The organism is Pseudomonas amygdali (assembly GCF_002699855.1).
GTDB classification, from domain to species: Bacteria; Pseudomonadota; Gammaproteobacteria; order Pseudomonadales; family Pseudomonadaceae; genus Aquipseudomonas; species Aquipseudomonas amygdali.
Map to the genome: position 1 here is coordinate 39,968 of NZ_LKBW01000223.1, position 15,154 is coordinate 55,121.

Genomic DNA, 15,154 nt, shown 5'->3' on the forward strand with positions numbered 1-15,154 from the left:
ATACCGCGTGACCAATTGAAACCTCATCTTCCGTTTGAGGGTCAACGACGGGGAACGGCCTGCGCCTGGTGTCAGCGCCAGGGTGGACCCGATCGGCTGCGACTGCGGGGTTGTAGACCCATGGCAATCATTGACGCTGGGTTTTTGGCCCTGAGCGCCCGGGATAATAACCATGATTTTTGGCAGTGAGGCAAACAAAAAGTTACAAACCCCCAAAGTGTCCGTCAAACGGCACTGCTGCGCGAACCAGACATCTGTTTAAAACTCAGCGTGCGGTTAAGACTTTTCCCGCCTCCGGGTGCAATACTCAACGCTTGAGTCAGACGAATCCTGCTTTTATGACCCTTACTTACCGACGACTGACACCGACCGATGCAGTGGCTTATCGCGCGTTGATGCTTGAGGCATATGATCGCCACCCGGACGCCTTTACCTCAGATGTGAAAGAGCGTGAAACGCTGCCTGGCGAATGGTGGGAAAACAGGCTGGATAACAGCAATGCGTCGACCGAAGCAGTGTTTGCCGCCGTCGAAGACAACAAACTGCTGGGCGTAGCCGGGTTGTCCGTTGAAACCCGAAATAAGGCCCGGCACAAGTCAACCTTGTTCGGGATGTACGTGCCTCAGGCTCACAGAAACAGAGGCATTGGCTACCAATTGATGTGCAGCGTGCTCGACCATGCCAGATCACGTCCTGAGCTTCTGGTCGTACAGCTCACCGTCACGAGGGTAATGCCGCAGCACAGGGGCTTTATGAGCGCATGGGCTTTGTGACCTTTGGCGTTGAACCACTTGCAGTTGCCGTAGGCAGCCGGTTCGTCTCCAAGGTGCATATGTGGAAGGATTTACGGGAGTAAGTTATCCCCTAGCCATTATCTGCGCTCAGCATCCGAGCGCCTCGGCTGCGTCGGTCAGAGAGTCGACAATAACGTCCCAGTCCTGTTCGGCAGTAAGGTCAGACGTCTGGCCTGGCCCGTGCTCGGACGGGCGTCGGACGAATACCGTCTTGAAGCCATTCGCACGGGCAGCCGCGAGGTCGGAATTATGCGCAGCCACCATCGCGACTGCTTGCGGGGCCAGGCCCACGGCGTCTGCCGATTTCAGGTAGGTCTGCGGCGTTGGTTTGTAAGAGCCCGCTATTTGCGCGCCGACAATCACGTCCCACGGCAAGCCAGCGAACTTTGCCAGGTTGAGCATGCCGGCAATATGCCCGTTGGAAAGCGTGCCAATCGAGAACCTGCGCTTGAGCCGCGTGAGGCCGGCGACGGAATCGGGCCATGGATCAAGCCGTTCCCACGCCTTGTTGAGCTCAATCAGTTCGGTATCCGGAATGCTGCCGAAGTCTACCTCGTGCCGTGCCAGCACGGTTTCCAGACTCTCCCGGTTGAGCACGTCAAGTGTCACGAAAGGACGCTCACCCGAGCGAACGCGCTGCATGGAAGGCTGGTAGAGCCCGCGCCATTGATCGGCAAAATCGAGGGGGTCGACGTTCACGCCATGACGCAGCAGAAAGGGCGCCGCGGCGCGTGCCACACCACCTCGCCAATCCACAACGGTGCCGAATACGTCGAACCCGAGAAAACCCACCTGTGCAAATCTGGCCATATTATCGCTCCGGTAATGTGTATCGTCGCTTATAGTTCTACACAAGCAGTCGCTCGGAGGACAGTCGTTTCCGGGCAGACATTGCCCTCGTTGAAGAGGTAATGAGTGATATCGAAACCGGTCGGCGACTGGCCAATCAACGATGGATGGAGAATTCATGAACTACGTGAAGCTTGGAAACACAGGGCTGGATATTTCCAGACTGTGCCTTGGGTGCATGACCTTCGGCGAACCTGATGCCGGAACGCATCCCTGGACACTGGGCGAAAAAGCAAGCAGACCGATCATCAAGCACGCCGTCGAGCAAGGCATCAACTTTTTTGACACCGCCAACAGCTACTCGGCAGGCACCTCGGAAACCATCGTCGGAAAGTTGCTGAAAGAGTTCACGCGCCGCGACGAAACCGTGATCGCCACCAAGGTGTTCTTCCCGGCAAACATGTGGGAAGGCTCGACAAGGCCCAACGAGAAAGGGCTCTCGCGCAAAGCCATCATGTCCAGTATCGATGCGAGCCTGACGCGGCTCGGCACTGATTATGTCGACCTGTACCAGATTCACCGCTGGGACTATGACACGCCCATCGAGGAAACCATGGAAGCCCTGCACGATGTGGTCAAGGCAGGCAAAGCCCGATACATCGGCGCCTCGTCCATGTATGCGTGGCAGTTCGCCAAGGCCCAGCAGGTCGCGGTCGCGCACGGGTGGAGCAAGTTTGTGTCCATGCAGAATTATCTGAATCTGGTGTATCGCGAAGAAGAACGCGAGATGATCCCGCTGTGTATCGATCAGGGTGTCGGCCTGATGCCCTGGAGCCCGATGGCGAGTGGCAGGCTGACCCGGCCCCATGGGCAGCAGACCGAGCGGACCAGGACCGACATTTCCGGTCAATCGTTTTACCAGGCGACGGAAAAGGAAGACGGTCGGGTGATCGACGTTGTGGAACAGGTCGCAGCAGAACGGGGTGTGCCGATGGCGCAGGTCGCACTGGCCTGGGTATTGGCCAAACGAGGGGTTTCAGCGCCGATTGTCGGCGCGTCCAAAGCGTCCCAACTGGACGATGCCATCGCCGCACTGGAGCTGGTGCTCAGCGACGAAGAGATCCAACGCCTTGAGGCACCTTATGTACCGCATCTGGTGACCGGATTCGTCTGATCCGCACAGCAGAAACCCGACGCCGGCGAACGTTACAGCGTCGCCGGTAACCTGATGGACCGCAGTCATCCGATAGAACGGTGACCAGCAACGCTTATCTTATGAACACAACATCACAACCCTCGTAACCGTCACACACTTCTGAAATAACACCTGTCTATCTCGCCGCATGCAAATATCTATTGGGTGACCGACCCGCTGCACGGTATTGTCTTGCCATTCGCAATGAATGGCAGTTTGCCAGTGCTTGATTCGACTTTACCCACTTCCCCAGTTCGAGTTCCTTCCATGAAAAATCCGGTTTCTCTGGCTACCCGCATCGGCTTGGGGTTTGCCGCGGTCGTTTCACTGCTCATATTGATCACCGCTGTCGGCATTCAGCGGGTTGGCTTCATCGACAGCACCCTGGAAGACGTTGGAGACAATGCCGCAAAGGTGCAACGCTATGCGATCAACTTTCGTGGCAGCGTGCATAACCGGGCGATCGCCCTGCGCGATGCGGTGCTGGTCAACAATGATCAGGACCTCGCGCTCCATCTGGCAGAGATGACCCGGCTGGAAAAGGACTACATCGATTCGGCTGCACCGATGGATCAACTGTTCTCCAGACCGACCGTAAGTGCCGAAGAGCGGCAACTGCTGCGTGGCATCAAGGAAATCGAACAGCAGACGCTGGGCTCTACCAAAAGCGTCATTGCCTTGCGCCGTACCGGTGACATCGCCGGTGCCCAGGCCCTTTTGCTGAGCCAGACATCGGGGGACTACAGCGAATGGCTGAAGCGCATCAACGCGCTCATCGACCATGAGGAAGCCTCGATCAGGGTTCAGCTGGATAATGTGCAGGCGACCGCCAGCCAGTTCCGTGGCCTGATGCTGCTGGCAACGGCTTTCGCCGTGCTGCTGAGTATCGTGCTGTCGGTTTTCATCATTCGCTTTGTGAAAAAGACGCTTGGCGCGGAGCCTGTAGAGGTTGCGCAGGCCATTCGAAGATTGGCGGCCGGCGATCTGCAGCAAACCATCACCACCGCGCATCCCGACAGCGTCATGGGTGTACTGAAAACCGCGTTGACTCGTCTCTCGGAAACCATCACAGAGGTGAGGACGGCTGCCCAAGAGGTCAGCCAATCATCCACCGTGCTGTCGGCGGCTTCATCTGCCAACAATACCCAGATCATGGTGCAGACCCGTGAAGCCGAACAGGTGGCGACCGCCATCAGCCAGATGGCCGCCACGGTCAATGAAGTCTCGGGCTATGCAGCACAGGCAGCGGACGCTGCACGTTTGGCAGACAGCGAAGTGGCGACCGGTAACCGACTCGTCGAAGCCACTACCACTGCCATCGAGCAACTGGCGGCCACGCTGACTGAAACAACAAATACTGTGGAGCAGGTGTCCAGGCACAGCGAGCAGATCGAAACGGTGATCGAGGTGATCAACTCGATTGCCTCGCAAACCAATCTGCTGGCGCTCAATGCGGCCATTGAAGCAGCCCGTGCGGGTGAGCACGGCAGAGGCTTTGCGGTCGTCGCCGATGAAGTTCGTTCCCTGGCGAATCGTACCCAGCAGTCGACCCAGGAAATTCAAAACATGATCAGCACGCTGCAAGGCGGTACTGAAACTGCGGCGCAGAACATGCGCGACAGCTGCGAACTGGTCAATCGCGCCGTTGACCAGACACGCAACGCACAAAGTGCTCTGTCCAGAATCAATCAGGAGGTGGGCGCGATCAATCACATGAATGCGCAAATCGCCAGCGCTGCGGTTCAGCAAAGCTCGGTGGCAGAAGACGTTGCCATGAACATCAACAGCATTCACGACTCGACACTCAAGTCCGCCAATGGATCGCAGCAGGTGGCAAGCGCCAGCGAAGAGCTGGCACAGCTTGCGGATCGCCTGACCCGCAAGGTCGCGTTTTTCAAGGCAGGCTGAGGGTGCAATGAGGTATCGCGACGATGCATTCGGCATCGCCGCGGTATTCCGCTATCGGCAGATCAGTCTGTGCAACTGACCGGTCTTGAGCTACGCATCGCCAGCATCACGGTGAACATGGACAGCGCGGCACATACCGCACCGATGACGATGGCGGCGGTAAAGCCGGCCCGACCGGACACCACGCCGCCGATGAACGCCCCACCGCCAATCGACAGATTCACCACACAGACCAGCAGCGCCTGAACACCTTCCACGCGATCATTGGAGGCTTCGAAACACCAGATCTGCGTGGTGATGGGGATCATCCCGAAAGCGAACCCCCAGACCAGAATCACCGGCCAGAGCAGCCACGGGTTGCCGACAAACATCAGCAATGCGGTCAACGATCCCAGCATCAGCAGGGTCATGATCAGCACCGAGGACGGCGCGCTTCTGGCTGCCTGGGCTCCCCCGGCCAGATTCCCTGCCACCGCTGCCAGACCGAAGGTGAAGAGCAATGCTCCCAGGGCCTGCACCTGGATATGCGCGAACTCCTGCACGAAGGGCGCGAGGTAGGTGTAAGCCGCGAAGTGCCCGACGTAGATCAACAGTGCGGCGGCGAACATACGACGAATGCGTTGCTCGCCAGCCAGCGACAGCATCTGACTAATGCCGGCAGAGCGCTCACCCGGTAACGCCGGTAAAAACGCTACGATCAACAGCCCTACCGCAACCGTGACCGCTGCCGCTGTTTCAAATGCCGCCCGCCAGCCGAAGGCTTCACCGATCAACGTGCCAGCCGGAATACCGGCAACAGTGCCGATCGAGACGCCCGCCAGCACATACGCGGTGGCCTTTACGCCCTCCTTGCCGGGCCTCAAGCGAGGCCCGAGCGAACCGGCAATCGTCCAGAAACCTCCCAGTGCGAAGCCAAGCAGGACCCGGCCGGCAAGCGTCAGCCAGAAGTGCGTCGACAGCGCCACGATCAGGTTGGACGCCAGCAATATCGACAGCAGCCCCAGCAGCAGGCGCTTGCGATCAACATGTGCGGAAATGGCCGCGAGGATGCCGGGGACAGCCATCATCAAGCCCGCTTGGCTGATGCTGGTTCCCAGGTCACGAGCAATATCGGGCAGCAGCCCTACAGGGAGAAATTCAGTAGTGACGGTAGCGAATGACCCAAGGGATACACTGCCTACAGCCCACCATGAAGCGGGTTTTATTACGAGGTTTCCAGCAGTTTCAAAACGACTCACAGCGGTTCCAGAATTCGGGGACGTCAGCAGCTGACCCGTCGGGCCAGCGCGTGGATGCGCGTAACCCTAACGTGTAAAGCCTTGACGAAGCCACCTTGCGAGAGAAATTCTGTGTCAACGACCCGCGATAGTTTCTGCGGAAACTGGCTATCCGGCCGATGCTCTGCGTCGAGGTTTCGTGGGTGACGCAGAGCGTCACGAACGGCGTTCCCATGCAGAGCATGGGAACGCTCACACAGGGAGTCGTGACCTACTTGTTGCGGGTCACTCTCCAGACGGTGTTGGCCAGGTCGTCGGCGATGATGAGCGCGCCCTTCGGATCAACCGTCACGCCTACCGGCCGCCCGCGAGTCTTGCCATCAGCACCACGGAAACCCGTTGCGAAGTCCACCGGTTCACCCGCAGGACGTCCATTGCTGAACGGCACAAAGATGACCTTGTAGCCAACCGGATTATCGCGGTTCCAGCTGCCGTGCTCGCCAACGAAGACGCCGTCAGCGAACTTGTCACCCATGGCCGGGATGGAGAAATCCACACCCAGAGCGGCAACGTGCGAACCCAGGCTGTAATCCGGCTTGATCGCCGCAGCGACCTTGGCCGGGTTCTGTAGCTGGGCACGCGTGTCTACGTTCTGGCCCCAATAGCTATACGGCCAGCCATAGAACGCGCCCTCCTTCACCGAGGTCAGGTAATCGGGAACCAGGTCCGGGCCCAACTCGTCACGCTCATTGACCACCGTCCACAACTGCCCGGTACCCGGCTGAATCGTCAACGCGGTCGGGTTACGCAGACCGGTCGCATAAGGCTTGTGGGCACCGGTTGCGGCGTCGATCTGCCAGACCATCGCGCGATCGATTTCGACTTCCATGCCACGCTCGGTCACGTTGCTGTTCGAGCCGATGCCAACGTACAGGGAGCGACCATCAGGGCTGACAGTCAGTGCCTTGGTCCAGTGGTGGTTGATCGCCGAAGGCAGATCGGTAACCTTGACCGGCTCACCGCTGGCCCTGGTCTGACCGTCCTGATAATCGAAGCGAACCAGCGCGTCCTGATTGGCCACGTACAGCTTGCCATCGGCAAACGCCAAGCCATAAGGAGCATTGAGGTTTTCGGCAAAGACTGTCTTCAGCTCGTACTTGCCGTCACCGTCCGCGTCGCGCAGCAAGGTCAGGCGATTGCCGCCTTTGACCTTGGTATTGCCCTGGGCTTTGATGACGCTGGCAATCACATCCTTGGGCTTGAGCTTGGCAGCACTTCCGCCGCGACCTTCGGCGATGAGGATGTCGCCGTTCGGCAACACGAGGGACTGGCGCGGAATGCTCAAGTCGGTGGCAATCGCATTGATGCTGAACCCCTCGGGTACGGTGGCAATCGCATTGATGCTGAACCCCTCGGGTACGGTGGGCTTTTGATCGCCCCATGCAACGGGCTCGGCAATCTTCATGCTGGGCAACAGGCCACGTTGCGGTTCCGGTAGTTTTGGGTCCGGCCCGCGTGCCTGGGTACTGTCCGCTTCGCCACCACAGGCGCTCAGCTGCAGCGCCATGCTCAATACTGTCAGTGCGTGAGAGTGCTTCATTCTGCACCTCCCGAACGCAGGCTGGTCAGCCCTGTCCATGTCGCAACACCGGCCAGTACGGTCACGATAACCGACAGGATCAAGCCAGACGGCATGACCGCCCAAGCGTCTTTAGCATGCTCGAAAGCATTGACCAGACCCAGCACCCAGGTGACCAGCAACAACAGAAAGTACACCACGGGACGACCGGCCTTGTGATCCGCACGCACTAGATTGACCAGCGCGAACAGCAACGCCAGCCCGCAGAACAGCAAGCCTCCGGCAATCAGCCAGGCGGCAAAGTTGCTCCACTGAATCTGAAAGGTCTGGTAGTAGGCGATGTCGCTCAGCAATCCGCCAAGAAACAGAGGAACGGTTCCTGCAAGCAGGGTCGCGTGTAGCGGGCCTGGCGTATATCGGTAGACGGGATGGGTGGTTACAGTCATGACGGCTCCTTTTCGTTCGGCGACCCTGGATCAATGCTCAGTGCGAATGCACTCGCCTGTTGGGGTCGCGCTGAATGCGCATAGAAAAGGATCATGCTGGCGAAGCGATAGTTCAGCACTTTTCATTTCGAAATATTTTGAAAACGCTACTGGCTTGCAGTGCGCTTGTTTCGCCGGCAACGCTCAGAGCAATAAAGCACCTCATCCCAGCAGCGCGCCCACTTCTTGCGCCAGGTAAACGGCAGCCCGCAGACCACACAGGTTTTGACCGGCAGTTCACTCTTTTTCAAAGTGCCTCTCCGGCATCGAGCCTGGCCAGCAATGCCTCGCCTCGCTGCCACAGCGCCTGCTGTTTGGGTTCAGCCATGCGATCAAGGTTCTTGTAAATAATGCCCATACGCTGGTTGCGCCGCAAAAGATCGCCATGGCGCATCAGAAAATGCCAGTAGAGCGCATTGAACGGGCAGGCATCGTCAGTCGTGCTTTCAGTGACCTTGTAAGCGCAGCCACGGCAGTAGTCAGACATGCGCTTGATGTATTGGCCGCTGGCGCAGTAGGGCTTGGAGCCCAGATAGCCGCCATCGGCGTGCATGACCATGCCCAGAGTGTTGGGCAGCTCGACCCAGTCGAAAGCGTCCATGTAAATCGCCAGATACCACTCGCAGATCTGGCTCGGCACGATACCGGCAAGCAGCGCAAAGTTGCCGGTCACCATCAGGCGCTGAATATGATGGGCATAGGCATGCTTGAGGCTCTGGCCGATCGCCTGACTCATGCAGTTCATCTTCGTTTCGCCGGTCCAGTAAAACTCCGGCAGCGGCCTGTTGTTACCGAACAGGTTGCCATCGGCATACTCGGGCATTTTCAGCCAGTAAACGCCACGCACATATTCCCGCCAGCCGATCAATTGGCGAATGAAACCTTCGGCGGCATTCAGCGCCACCCTGCCCGACCAGTACGCGGACTCAACGTCACTGCAGATCTGGCGCAGATCCAGCAGACCGATGTTCAACGCAGCGCTGATCCGCGCGTGAAACAGAAACGGCTCATCAGTGGCCATTGCATCCTGATAATCGCCGAAGCCAGCCAGCCCGAAATCGAGAAAGTAGTCCCACAGCGCCTGAGCATCAACATGCGTCACCGGGTAATCGAAATCATCCAGCGAACCGTAATGACTGGCAAAACGTTCAGCTACCAGTGTCAGCACGTCGCGAGTGATCCCGTCTGCCGAGAAGCGCATCGGGTAAGGCGCAGCGACGCCCTTGGGCAGCGCCTTGCGGTTTTCCGCATCAAAATTCCAGGCACCGCCCACCGGTGTGCCATCGCCGTTCAACAGCAACCGGCTCTTGCGCCGCATCTCCCGGTAGAAGAACTCCATGCGCAACTGCTTTTTACCCTGCGCCCACGACGAAAATTCTTCGCGGGAACAGAGAAAGCGCGTATCGGCATGCCATTGAATCGGCAACCCGCAGTCCTTGATCGACTGCTCCAGCCGCCAGTCACCGCACTCGGTGACGTGCAACTCATCGGCTTGCAGCAGGGCCTGCCAGCGCCGCAACTCACCCGGCACTGAGCCTGTGTTCTGCGGATCGTCGAGCGTGACGTACTGCACCCGAACGCCGCGCTCACGCAGCGCCTCGGCAAAATGACGCATGGCGCTGAAGATCAGCACGATTTTCTGCGGATGATGCGGCACATGGCTCGCCTCCTCCATCACTTCGACCAGCAGGACCGTATCGCGCTCGAGGTTCAGGTCTTTCAGGGACGCGAGATCGAAGGAAAGCTGATCGCCGAGGACAAGGTGGAGACGAGGGGTTTGAGTCAATGGAAGAGGCTCCGCATGGCGTCTGCAAGGATCTGAAAAGCTGTGGCGTCAGACTATTGGCCTGTGCCTCAGGGCCAGCTATCCAATACTCCGAAGCCGCAAAACTTGTACCAATGTAATTTCATGTACAAGATTTTCATAGCGTTTTTCGATGAGTTACCAGTGATGGTTGTTGCAGGTACAGCTGCGGTGGCCGAGTGGTGTCCTGCAACTGGCAGGCACCTACACGATCAATGCCAGGCCACCGGCCCGAATCAAACCGACTGGTAACCCGCCAGCCCCGCCACCCGTTCAACCCAACGCAAAACACTCGGATACGCCCCCAGCTCCACACCGCCTTCCGGTGCCAGCACCACATACGGATAAACCGCACACTCGGCAATCGTAGGCCGCCCCATTGCCAGCCAGTCATGCTGTTCAAGGTGTTTGTCGAGCAGCCCCAACACAACAGACGATTTCTGCAGGGCCTCGGCCTTGTTCAGCGCAGCGCCGAATTTCTGCACCAGTCGCGCCGCGCAAAGGCTGTGCTGGATCTCGTTGCCGGCGAACGACAGCCATTGGGCGATTTCGGCCTGGCCTTGAGGGTGAGCGGGCCACCACGCCAGGCCGCCATATTCGCCAGCGAGGTAAATCAGAATGGCCTGCGAGTCGCGCAGGACGACCGGACCATCTTGTAGAACAGGTAATTCGCCCAGAGGATTGAGGTCAGACAGTGGTGGCTTTTTATGCTCGCCGTTCAGAAAGTCCACCGCTACCACTTCAAGCTCGATATGGGCCAGGGCAGCGAACAGGCGGACTTTGTAGCAGTTGCCGGAGGCTTGCAGATCGTACAGTTTCATTGTGTGTCTCCATCGACGAGTTGATTGAATTCCAGAACGTTGCCATCGGGGTCGCGGATGAACAGTGCAATTCGTCGCGGGCCGATGGGGTGCGGCCCTTCAGTGACGACAATTCCCTGCGCGTCGAGCCAGCGCTCTAGCGCCTGCAAGTCATCGACGATAAACGCCGGGTGCGTCATGCCGGGTAGTTTCAGCGGGGCATCCAGCAACACTTTGTGAGCACGGGGCACGCGAACGCCATTGAAGATCAGGTTGATGCGCACGCCGTCCGGGCTGAGCATCTCGTTGGCTTCGTAACGTGGAAAACGCGCACTCTCGACAAAACCAAGCGCCTGATAGAAGGCCAGTGCGCGGTTTTGGTCGCTGACGCGAATACCGATGTGGTCGTATGCGAGAATCCGGGCGGGGTTGGGTTGCAGACTCATGAGGTTGAAACTCCGGTTGGAAGCAGTTTCGCAAGTGTCGGCCACGGCAGCGGTTTCACCTATGCTGCGGACCTGACAAGACCTATGCACTAATCGCACAAATCAGAAGGTGGCAATGGACAGGCTCAAGGCAATGGCCAATTTCGTGCGGATCGTCGACAGTGGCAGTCTGAGTTCGGCGGCGGATGTCACCGGGCAATCGGTTGCGTCGCTGGTCCGCTCGCTGGCCGCTCTGGAAAGTCATCTGGGCGTACGCCTGTTGAACCGCAGCACGCGGCGCATGGCTCTGACCGATGAGGGCGAGGAGTATTTGCGCTGGACCCGGCGCATGCTCGCGGACTTCGATGATATGGAACAGCGCCTTGATGGCCGCGACGGAATCGTACGCGGCCTTCTTCGGGTGACGGCACCTGTCGAGTTCGGACAGCGTTATATCGCCCCGTTGGTAAACGCCTTTCTCTGCGAGCATCAGAACGTCAACGTCGAGCTGAACCTCAATGACCAGATCGTGCCTCTGCTCGACGAGCGCCTTGATCTGGCGTTGCGCATCGGCCATCTCCCGGACTCGGCGATGGTCGCGCGCAGGATCGGGGCGACCCGGCTGGTGAGCTGCGCAAGCCCGGGCTACCTGCGCACCGCCCCGCTGCTGGACACCCCGAAATCCCTGCCTGAGCACGCGTGCATTACGCTGGCTTCGCACTGCCGGCAGTGGTACTTCCGGCATCAGGGCAAAGAGTTGATACAGGACATTATCCCCAGACTGGTCTGTAATCAGGTCCGCGCCGCCAGCCTGGCCTGCGTGCAGGGTCTGGGCGTGACCCGGCTGATGCATTATCAGGTTGCAGACGAACTGGCTGACGGTCGCCTGATCAGGGTACTCAACGACTTCGAAACGGCAGATCTGCCGATTCAACTGGTTTATCCGCACGCCTTGCAGCTCTCGCCACGGGTCAAGGCATTCGTCGAATGGGCAATTCCACAGCTGGAAAAATGCCTGCCTGATCCCTCTCTTCAAGACCGATAGCGCTGCCAAAAGCTCATCTGATGTACGGCACAGAGGCACCTGTGCTCGCAGTGGAAATGTGAAAATTTTGTTAACTATTTGTTCGCAGTGTCTTTTTCTGACAGAAACAACCTGCCACAACAATGCGAACAGTTATCAACATTATTATCATCCAGCCACGGACGGCTTCAGGGAGTGTCGGGTTCATGCCGGGCCAGCAATCGCAAAGCCGTTTTCTTTTTACCCCTGCCCTGCTGACAATGGGCATCTGGATCGCAACTTCTCAGGCTGCCTACGGCGCTGAAACGCAAGCCACAGAAGCGTCATCGGCGACGACAATGGAGCTGGGCGCGACGCAAATCAGCAGCGACCAACTTGGCTCTACTACCGAAGACAGTCAGTCCTACACCACGGGCCCGATGCAGACAGCGACCAAATTGCCGCTGACCATCCGCGAAACCCCGCAGGCTGTGACCGTCGTCACTCGTCAGCGCATGGACGACCAGGCCATGACCAGCATCAACGACGTGGTGAAATACACCCCAGGTCTGTTTTTGGACCAGTCCAGCGGACCGGGTCGGCAAACCTATACCTCTCGCGGTTTCGACATCGACAACATCATGTACGACGGCCTGCCCGCCTCATACTCGGGCTACACGGCAGGCGTTCAGCCCAACCTGGCCATGTTCGATCATGTCGAGGTGATCAGAGGCGCTACAGGCCTGGCGACAGGGTCTGGTAACCCTTCAGCGGCGATCAATATGGTGCGCAAACGTCCTACCGCCGTTCCACAAGTCACCCTCACCGGCACGGTCGGGAGCTGGGACGACTACCGCGGCGTATTCGATGCCTCCGGACCACTGAACGATAGCCGCACGGTACGCGGCCGAATAGTCGGTTCCTACCAGGATGCCAACAGTTTCCGCGACAAGGAAAAAAGCGATCACAGCGTTTTCTACGGGGTTGTCGAGGCCGATCTGAACGATGCCACGACCGCCACTCTGGGCTTGTCTCGTCAGGAAGATCAGACCAATTACTTCTGGGGCGGCCTCCCACTCGGCACTGACGGCCATCACCTGAACCTGCCGCGTTCGACCTATTCCGGCTCGGATTGGGAAAACAAGAAAATCCGCATAGACACCGTGTTCGGTGAGCTGGAGCACCGTTTCGACAACGACTGGAAACTACGCGTAGCAGGCTCGAGCTCGTCGCTGGACGGTCTGTTTTCAGGCACTTACCTGTCGCGCTACAACGGCCCGCTGGAAACGACGGCCTATCAGTCCAAGCCTGAGGAGCAGCAGACTGCATTCGATGTCTACGCCAGCGGACCGGTCGAAGCGTTTGGGCGCACCCATGAAGTGGTGGTCGGCACCAGCAGGCGCGTGTACGACAAGACCAGCAAGGAATACAGCCCCTACGACACAGGACTGCCGATTGGCGCGCCGAAGCCGGACTTCGTCCGCGATGGCAAGACGCATAGCATCGCCACTCAGGACGCGATTTACCTCACTACACGTCTGAGCCTGGCCGACCCGCTGACCCTGCTCCTCGGCGGCCGTCTGGACTGGTACGACTACGACGATCGCTCTGGCGATGAAGACTACAAGGTCACCCGCAATCTGACCCGCTACGCGGGGCTGATCTACAAGCTGGATGAACACCATTCCCTGTACACCAGCTACACCGATGTCTTCCAGCCACAGAGCGCGCAAAGCCTGTCCGGCAAGGTGCTCGACCCCGTCGTGGGCGAAAACTATGAAGTCGGCATCAAGGGCGAATATTTCAACGGCGCCCTCAATGCCAGCCTGGCAGTGTTCCGGATCGACCAGAAAAACCTCAAGACCGAGTCACCGACCCAGGCGGGCTGCGCGGTCCTGACCTGTTACGACGCAGCCGGTCTGGTACGCAGTCAGGGCATCGAGATGGAACTGCAAGGCGCGCTGACCGAGAACTGGCAAGTCGGCGCAGGCTACACCTACGCCCGCACCCACTACCTCAAGGACACCGATCCGGCGAACAAGAACCAGCAATTCAACACCGACACACCTGAGCACCTGTTCAAGGTATCGACCGTCTACCGCCTGCAAGGCGCACTGGAAAAGATGCGCGTCGGCGGCAACGTCTACTGGCAGAGCCGCATGTACAACGACATCGCGCTCACCGATGGAAGCTATCGCCTGGAACAAGGCAGCTACGCCGTCGCAGACTTGATGGCGGGGTATCAGGTGAGCAAGAACCTCGACTTGCAACTGAACGCCAACAACATCTTTGACCGCACCTACTACACGGCGATTGGCGCAAGCTCGGTATGGGGCTCCACCGACGTCTACGGCAACCCGCGCAGCTATGCGTTGACGGCCAAGTACAGCTTTTGAGCCTGAGCCACGCTGCTACCAGGCATGCTCGGTAGCAGCGTGGTTACGCCTCACACCCCAAACACCTTCGCCATACCGCCCACCCCTTTGGCCGTCAGCTTCAGTGCTCTGGAGTCCAGATGGCGGCTTACCCAGCCGCGCGTGAGCATCAGCTCCAGCAGCGCCGCCCCCAGAGCGCCACCGATGTGCGGGGCGCGTTCGCTCCAGTCCAGACAGGCGTAGGCCAGACGCCTGCGTTGCTGACGTACTGCGTCTACGTCGATGCCCAGCGCATTCAGTGATTCGACACCCCGCTCACTGATCACATAGTCCTTGCCCTGCTCATTTAACCAGCCGGCCTTCAGTAAGGCATCGTGCAACTTGACGGCGACTTCACCGGCGCAATGGTCGTAACAGGTTCGAGCCTGTCGCAAGGCCGAAGGCGTGTTGGGTTTGAAGGGCACGGCGCTGTGTTGAGTCAGTAACAGCAAGGCTTCCAGCGCTTGCGCCACCTGCGCATTGGTCAGTCGATAGTAACGATGCCGGCCCTGTACGAGCATTTCCACCAGCCCCTGCTCACGCAAACGCGCGAAATGGCCGCTGGCACTCGATGCGCCTATATCGGCCAGCGCCGCCAGCTCGGTCGCGGTTCGTGCGCGCCCGTCCAGTAGCGCGCAAAGCATTCGGGATCGTGCTGGGTCAGCAATGGCACCCGCCACTGCCGCCAGCGAGAGGTCTGCTGCTTCAACATCCATAGTTCAGCCATCCCTGAAGTGTTCT

The 15,154-nt window shown here is 58.9% G+C and carries 13 protein-coding genes and 1 pseudogene; 5 read left to right on the top strand and 9 right to left on the bottom strand.

Annotated features, from left to right (window positions below; genetic code table 11):
• The first annotated feature begins 338 nt into the window (after positions 1–338).
• Positions 339–856: pseudogene (locus AO277_RS14640) on the top strand (GNAT family N-acetyltransferase).
• Between the two features lie 25 nt (positions 857–881).
• On the opposite strand, the gene AO277_RS14645 reads toward AO277_RS14640, so the two are convergent.
• Entirely contained in the window at positions 882–1,604 is a 723-nt protein-coding gene (locus AO277_RS14645) for a haloacid dehalogenase type II (protein ID WP_016982390.1), read from the bottom strand.
• A gap of 157 nt (positions 1,605–1,761) precedes the next feature.
• On the opposite strand from AO277_RS14645, the gene AO277_RS14650 reads away from it, so the two are divergent.
• Together AO277_RS14650 and AO277_RS14655 are read left to right on the top strand one after the other, a co-directional pair.
• On the top strand, positions 1,762–2,757 hold the full coding sequence (locus tag AO277_RS14650; RefSeq protein WP_044317485.1) for an aldo/keto reductase: 996 nt from the start codon (positions 1,762–1,764) through the stop codon (positions 2,755–2,757).
• A 288-nt stretch (positions 2,758–3,045) separates the two neighbouring features.
• Positions 3,046–4,686, top strand: coding sequence for a methyl-accepting chemotaxis protein (locus tag AO277_RS14655; RefSeq protein WP_044317486.1), 1,641 nt, complete (start codon positions 3,046–3,048; stop codon positions 4,684–4,686).
• A 62-nt stretch (positions 4,687–4,748) separates the two neighbouring features.
• On the opposite strand, the gene AO277_RS14660 is transcribed toward AO277_RS14655, so the two are convergent.
• The 7 genes from AO277_RS14660 to AO277_RS14690 all read right to left on the bottom strand — a co-directional run bounded on the left by AO277_RS14660 (position 4,749) and on the right by AO277_RS14690 (position 11,017).
• Positions 4,749–5,924 (bottom strand): MFS transporter, encoded by a 1,176-nt coding sequence (locus tag AO277_RS14660; protein ID WP_044317487.1) that lies wholly within the window; start codon positions 5,922–5,924, stop codon positions 4,749–4,751.
• Between the two features lie 250 nt (positions 5,925–6,174).
• Positions 6,175–7,503 (bottom strand): PQQ-dependent sugar dehydrogenase, encoded by a 1,329-nt coding sequence (locus AO277_RS14665; RefSeq protein WP_044317488.1) that lies wholly within the window; start codon positions 7,501–7,503, stop codon positions 6,175–6,177.
• Positions 7,500–7,928, bottom strand: coding sequence for a DUF2231 domain-containing protein (locus AO277_RS14670; RefSeq protein WP_002552775.1), 429 nt, complete (start codon positions 7,926–7,928; stop codon positions 7,500–7,502). The genes AO277_RS14665 and AO277_RS14670 overlap by 4 nt, the downstream gene beginning before the upstream one ends.
• 146 nt (positions 7,929–8,074) lie before the next feature.
• The gene (locus AO277_RS14675) at positions 8,075–8,218 is read right to left on the bottom strand and encodes a DUF2256 domain-containing protein (protein WP_004658371.1); all 144 of its coding nucleotides are present in this window, start codon (positions 8,216–8,218) and stop codon (positions 8,075–8,077) included.
• Positions 8,215–9,753 carry a cryptochrome/photolyase family protein gene (locus AO277_RS14680; protein WP_044317489.1) on the bottom strand — a complete coding sequence of 513 codons (1,539 nt, stop codon included), beginning with the start codon at positions 9,751–9,753 and terminating at the stop codon, positions 8,215–8,217. Before AO277_RS14680 ends, AO277_RS14675 begins: the two co-directional genes overlap by 4 nt.
• A 254-nt stretch (positions 9,754–10,007) precedes the next feature.
• A complete protein-coding gene (locus AO277_RS14685) occupies positions 10,008–10,592 on the bottom strand; it encodes a glutathione S-transferase family protein (protein ID WP_002552773.1) in 585 nt (194 codons plus the stop codon).
• Positions 10,589–11,017: a VOC family protein gene (locus AO277_RS14690; protein ID WP_044317490.1), complete on the bottom strand. Its 429-nt coding sequence runs from the start codon at positions 11,015–11,017 to the stop codon at positions 10,589–10,591. Before AO277_RS14690 ends, AO277_RS14685 begins: the two co-directional genes overlap by 4 nt.
• Positions 11,018–11,132: 115 nt before the next feature.
• Between AO277_RS14690 and AO277_RS14695 the strand changes: the two genes are divergently transcribed.
• Both AO277_RS14695 and AO277_RS14700 read left to right on the top strand, forming a co-directional pair.
• Positions 11,133–12,041, top strand: a complete 909-nt coding sequence (locus tag AO277_RS14695) for a LysR family transcriptional regulator (RefSeq protein WP_044317491.1) — start codon at positions 11,133–11,135, stop codon at positions 12,039–12,041.
• Positions 12,042–12,226: 185 nt separating this feature from the next.
• The gene (locus AO277_RS14700; protein WP_044317492.1) at positions 12,227–14,395 is read left to right on the top strand and encodes a TonB-dependent siderophore receptor; all 2,169 of its coding nucleotides are present in this window, start codon (positions 12,227–12,229) and stop codon (positions 14,393–14,395) included.
• Between the two features lie 50 nt (positions 14,396–14,445).
• Here AO277_RS14700 and AO277_RS14705 read toward each other — a convergent pair whose 3' ends face one another.
• Complete coding sequence (locus AO277_RS14705) at positions 14,446–15,129, bottom strand: ArsR/SmtB family transcription factor (RefSeq protein ID WP_005744280.1); 684 nt, start codon at positions 15,127–15,129, stop codon at positions 14,446–14,448.
• Positions 15,130–15,154: the final 25 nt, after the last annotated feature.

What these genes read in the sequence shown, in the direction of transcription:
- AO277_RS14645 (WP_016982390.1), bottom strand. Translation starts at nt 1,604, where the DNA reads ATGGCCAGATTTGCACAGGTGGGTTTTCTCGGGTTCGACGTATTCGGC.
- AO277_RS14700 (WP_044317492.1), top strand. Translation starts at nt 12,227, where the DNA reads ATGCCGGGCCAGCAATCGCAAAGCCGTTTTCTTTTTACCCCTGCCCTG.
- AO277_RS14685 (WP_002552773.1), bottom strand. Translation starts at nt 10,592, where the DNA reads ATGAAACTGTACGATCTGCAAGCCTCCGGCAACTGCTACAAAGTCCGC.
- AO277_RS14650 (WP_044317485.1), top strand. Translation starts at nt 1,762, where the DNA reads ATGAACTACGTGAAGCTTGGAAACACAGGGCTGGATATTTCCAGACTG.
- AO277_RS14695 (WP_044317491.1), top strand. Translation starts at nt 11,133, where the DNA reads ATGGACAGGCTCAAGGCAATGGCCAATTTCGTGCGGATCGTCGACAGT.
- AO277_RS14655 (WP_044317486.1), top strand. Translation starts at nt 3,046, where the DNA reads ATGAAAAATCCGGTTTCTCTGGCTACCCGCATCGGCTTGGGGTTTGCC.
- AO277_RS14665 (WP_044317488.1), bottom strand. Translation starts at nt 7,503, where the DNA reads ATGAAGCACTCTCACGCACTGACAGTATTGAGCATGGCGCTGCAGCTG.
- AO277_RS14690 (WP_044317490.1), bottom strand. Translation starts at nt 11,017, where the DNA reads ATGAGTCTGCAACCCAACCCCGCCCGGATTCTCGCATACGACCACATC.
- AO277_RS14670 (WP_002552775.1), bottom strand. Translation starts at nt 7,928, where the DNA reads ATGACTGTAACCACCCATCCCGTCTACCGATATACGCCAGGCCCGCTA.
- AO277_RS14705 (WP_005744280.1), bottom strand. Translation starts at nt 15,129, where the DNA reads ATGGATGTTGAAGCAGCAGACCTCTCGCTGGCGGCAGTGGCGGGTGCC.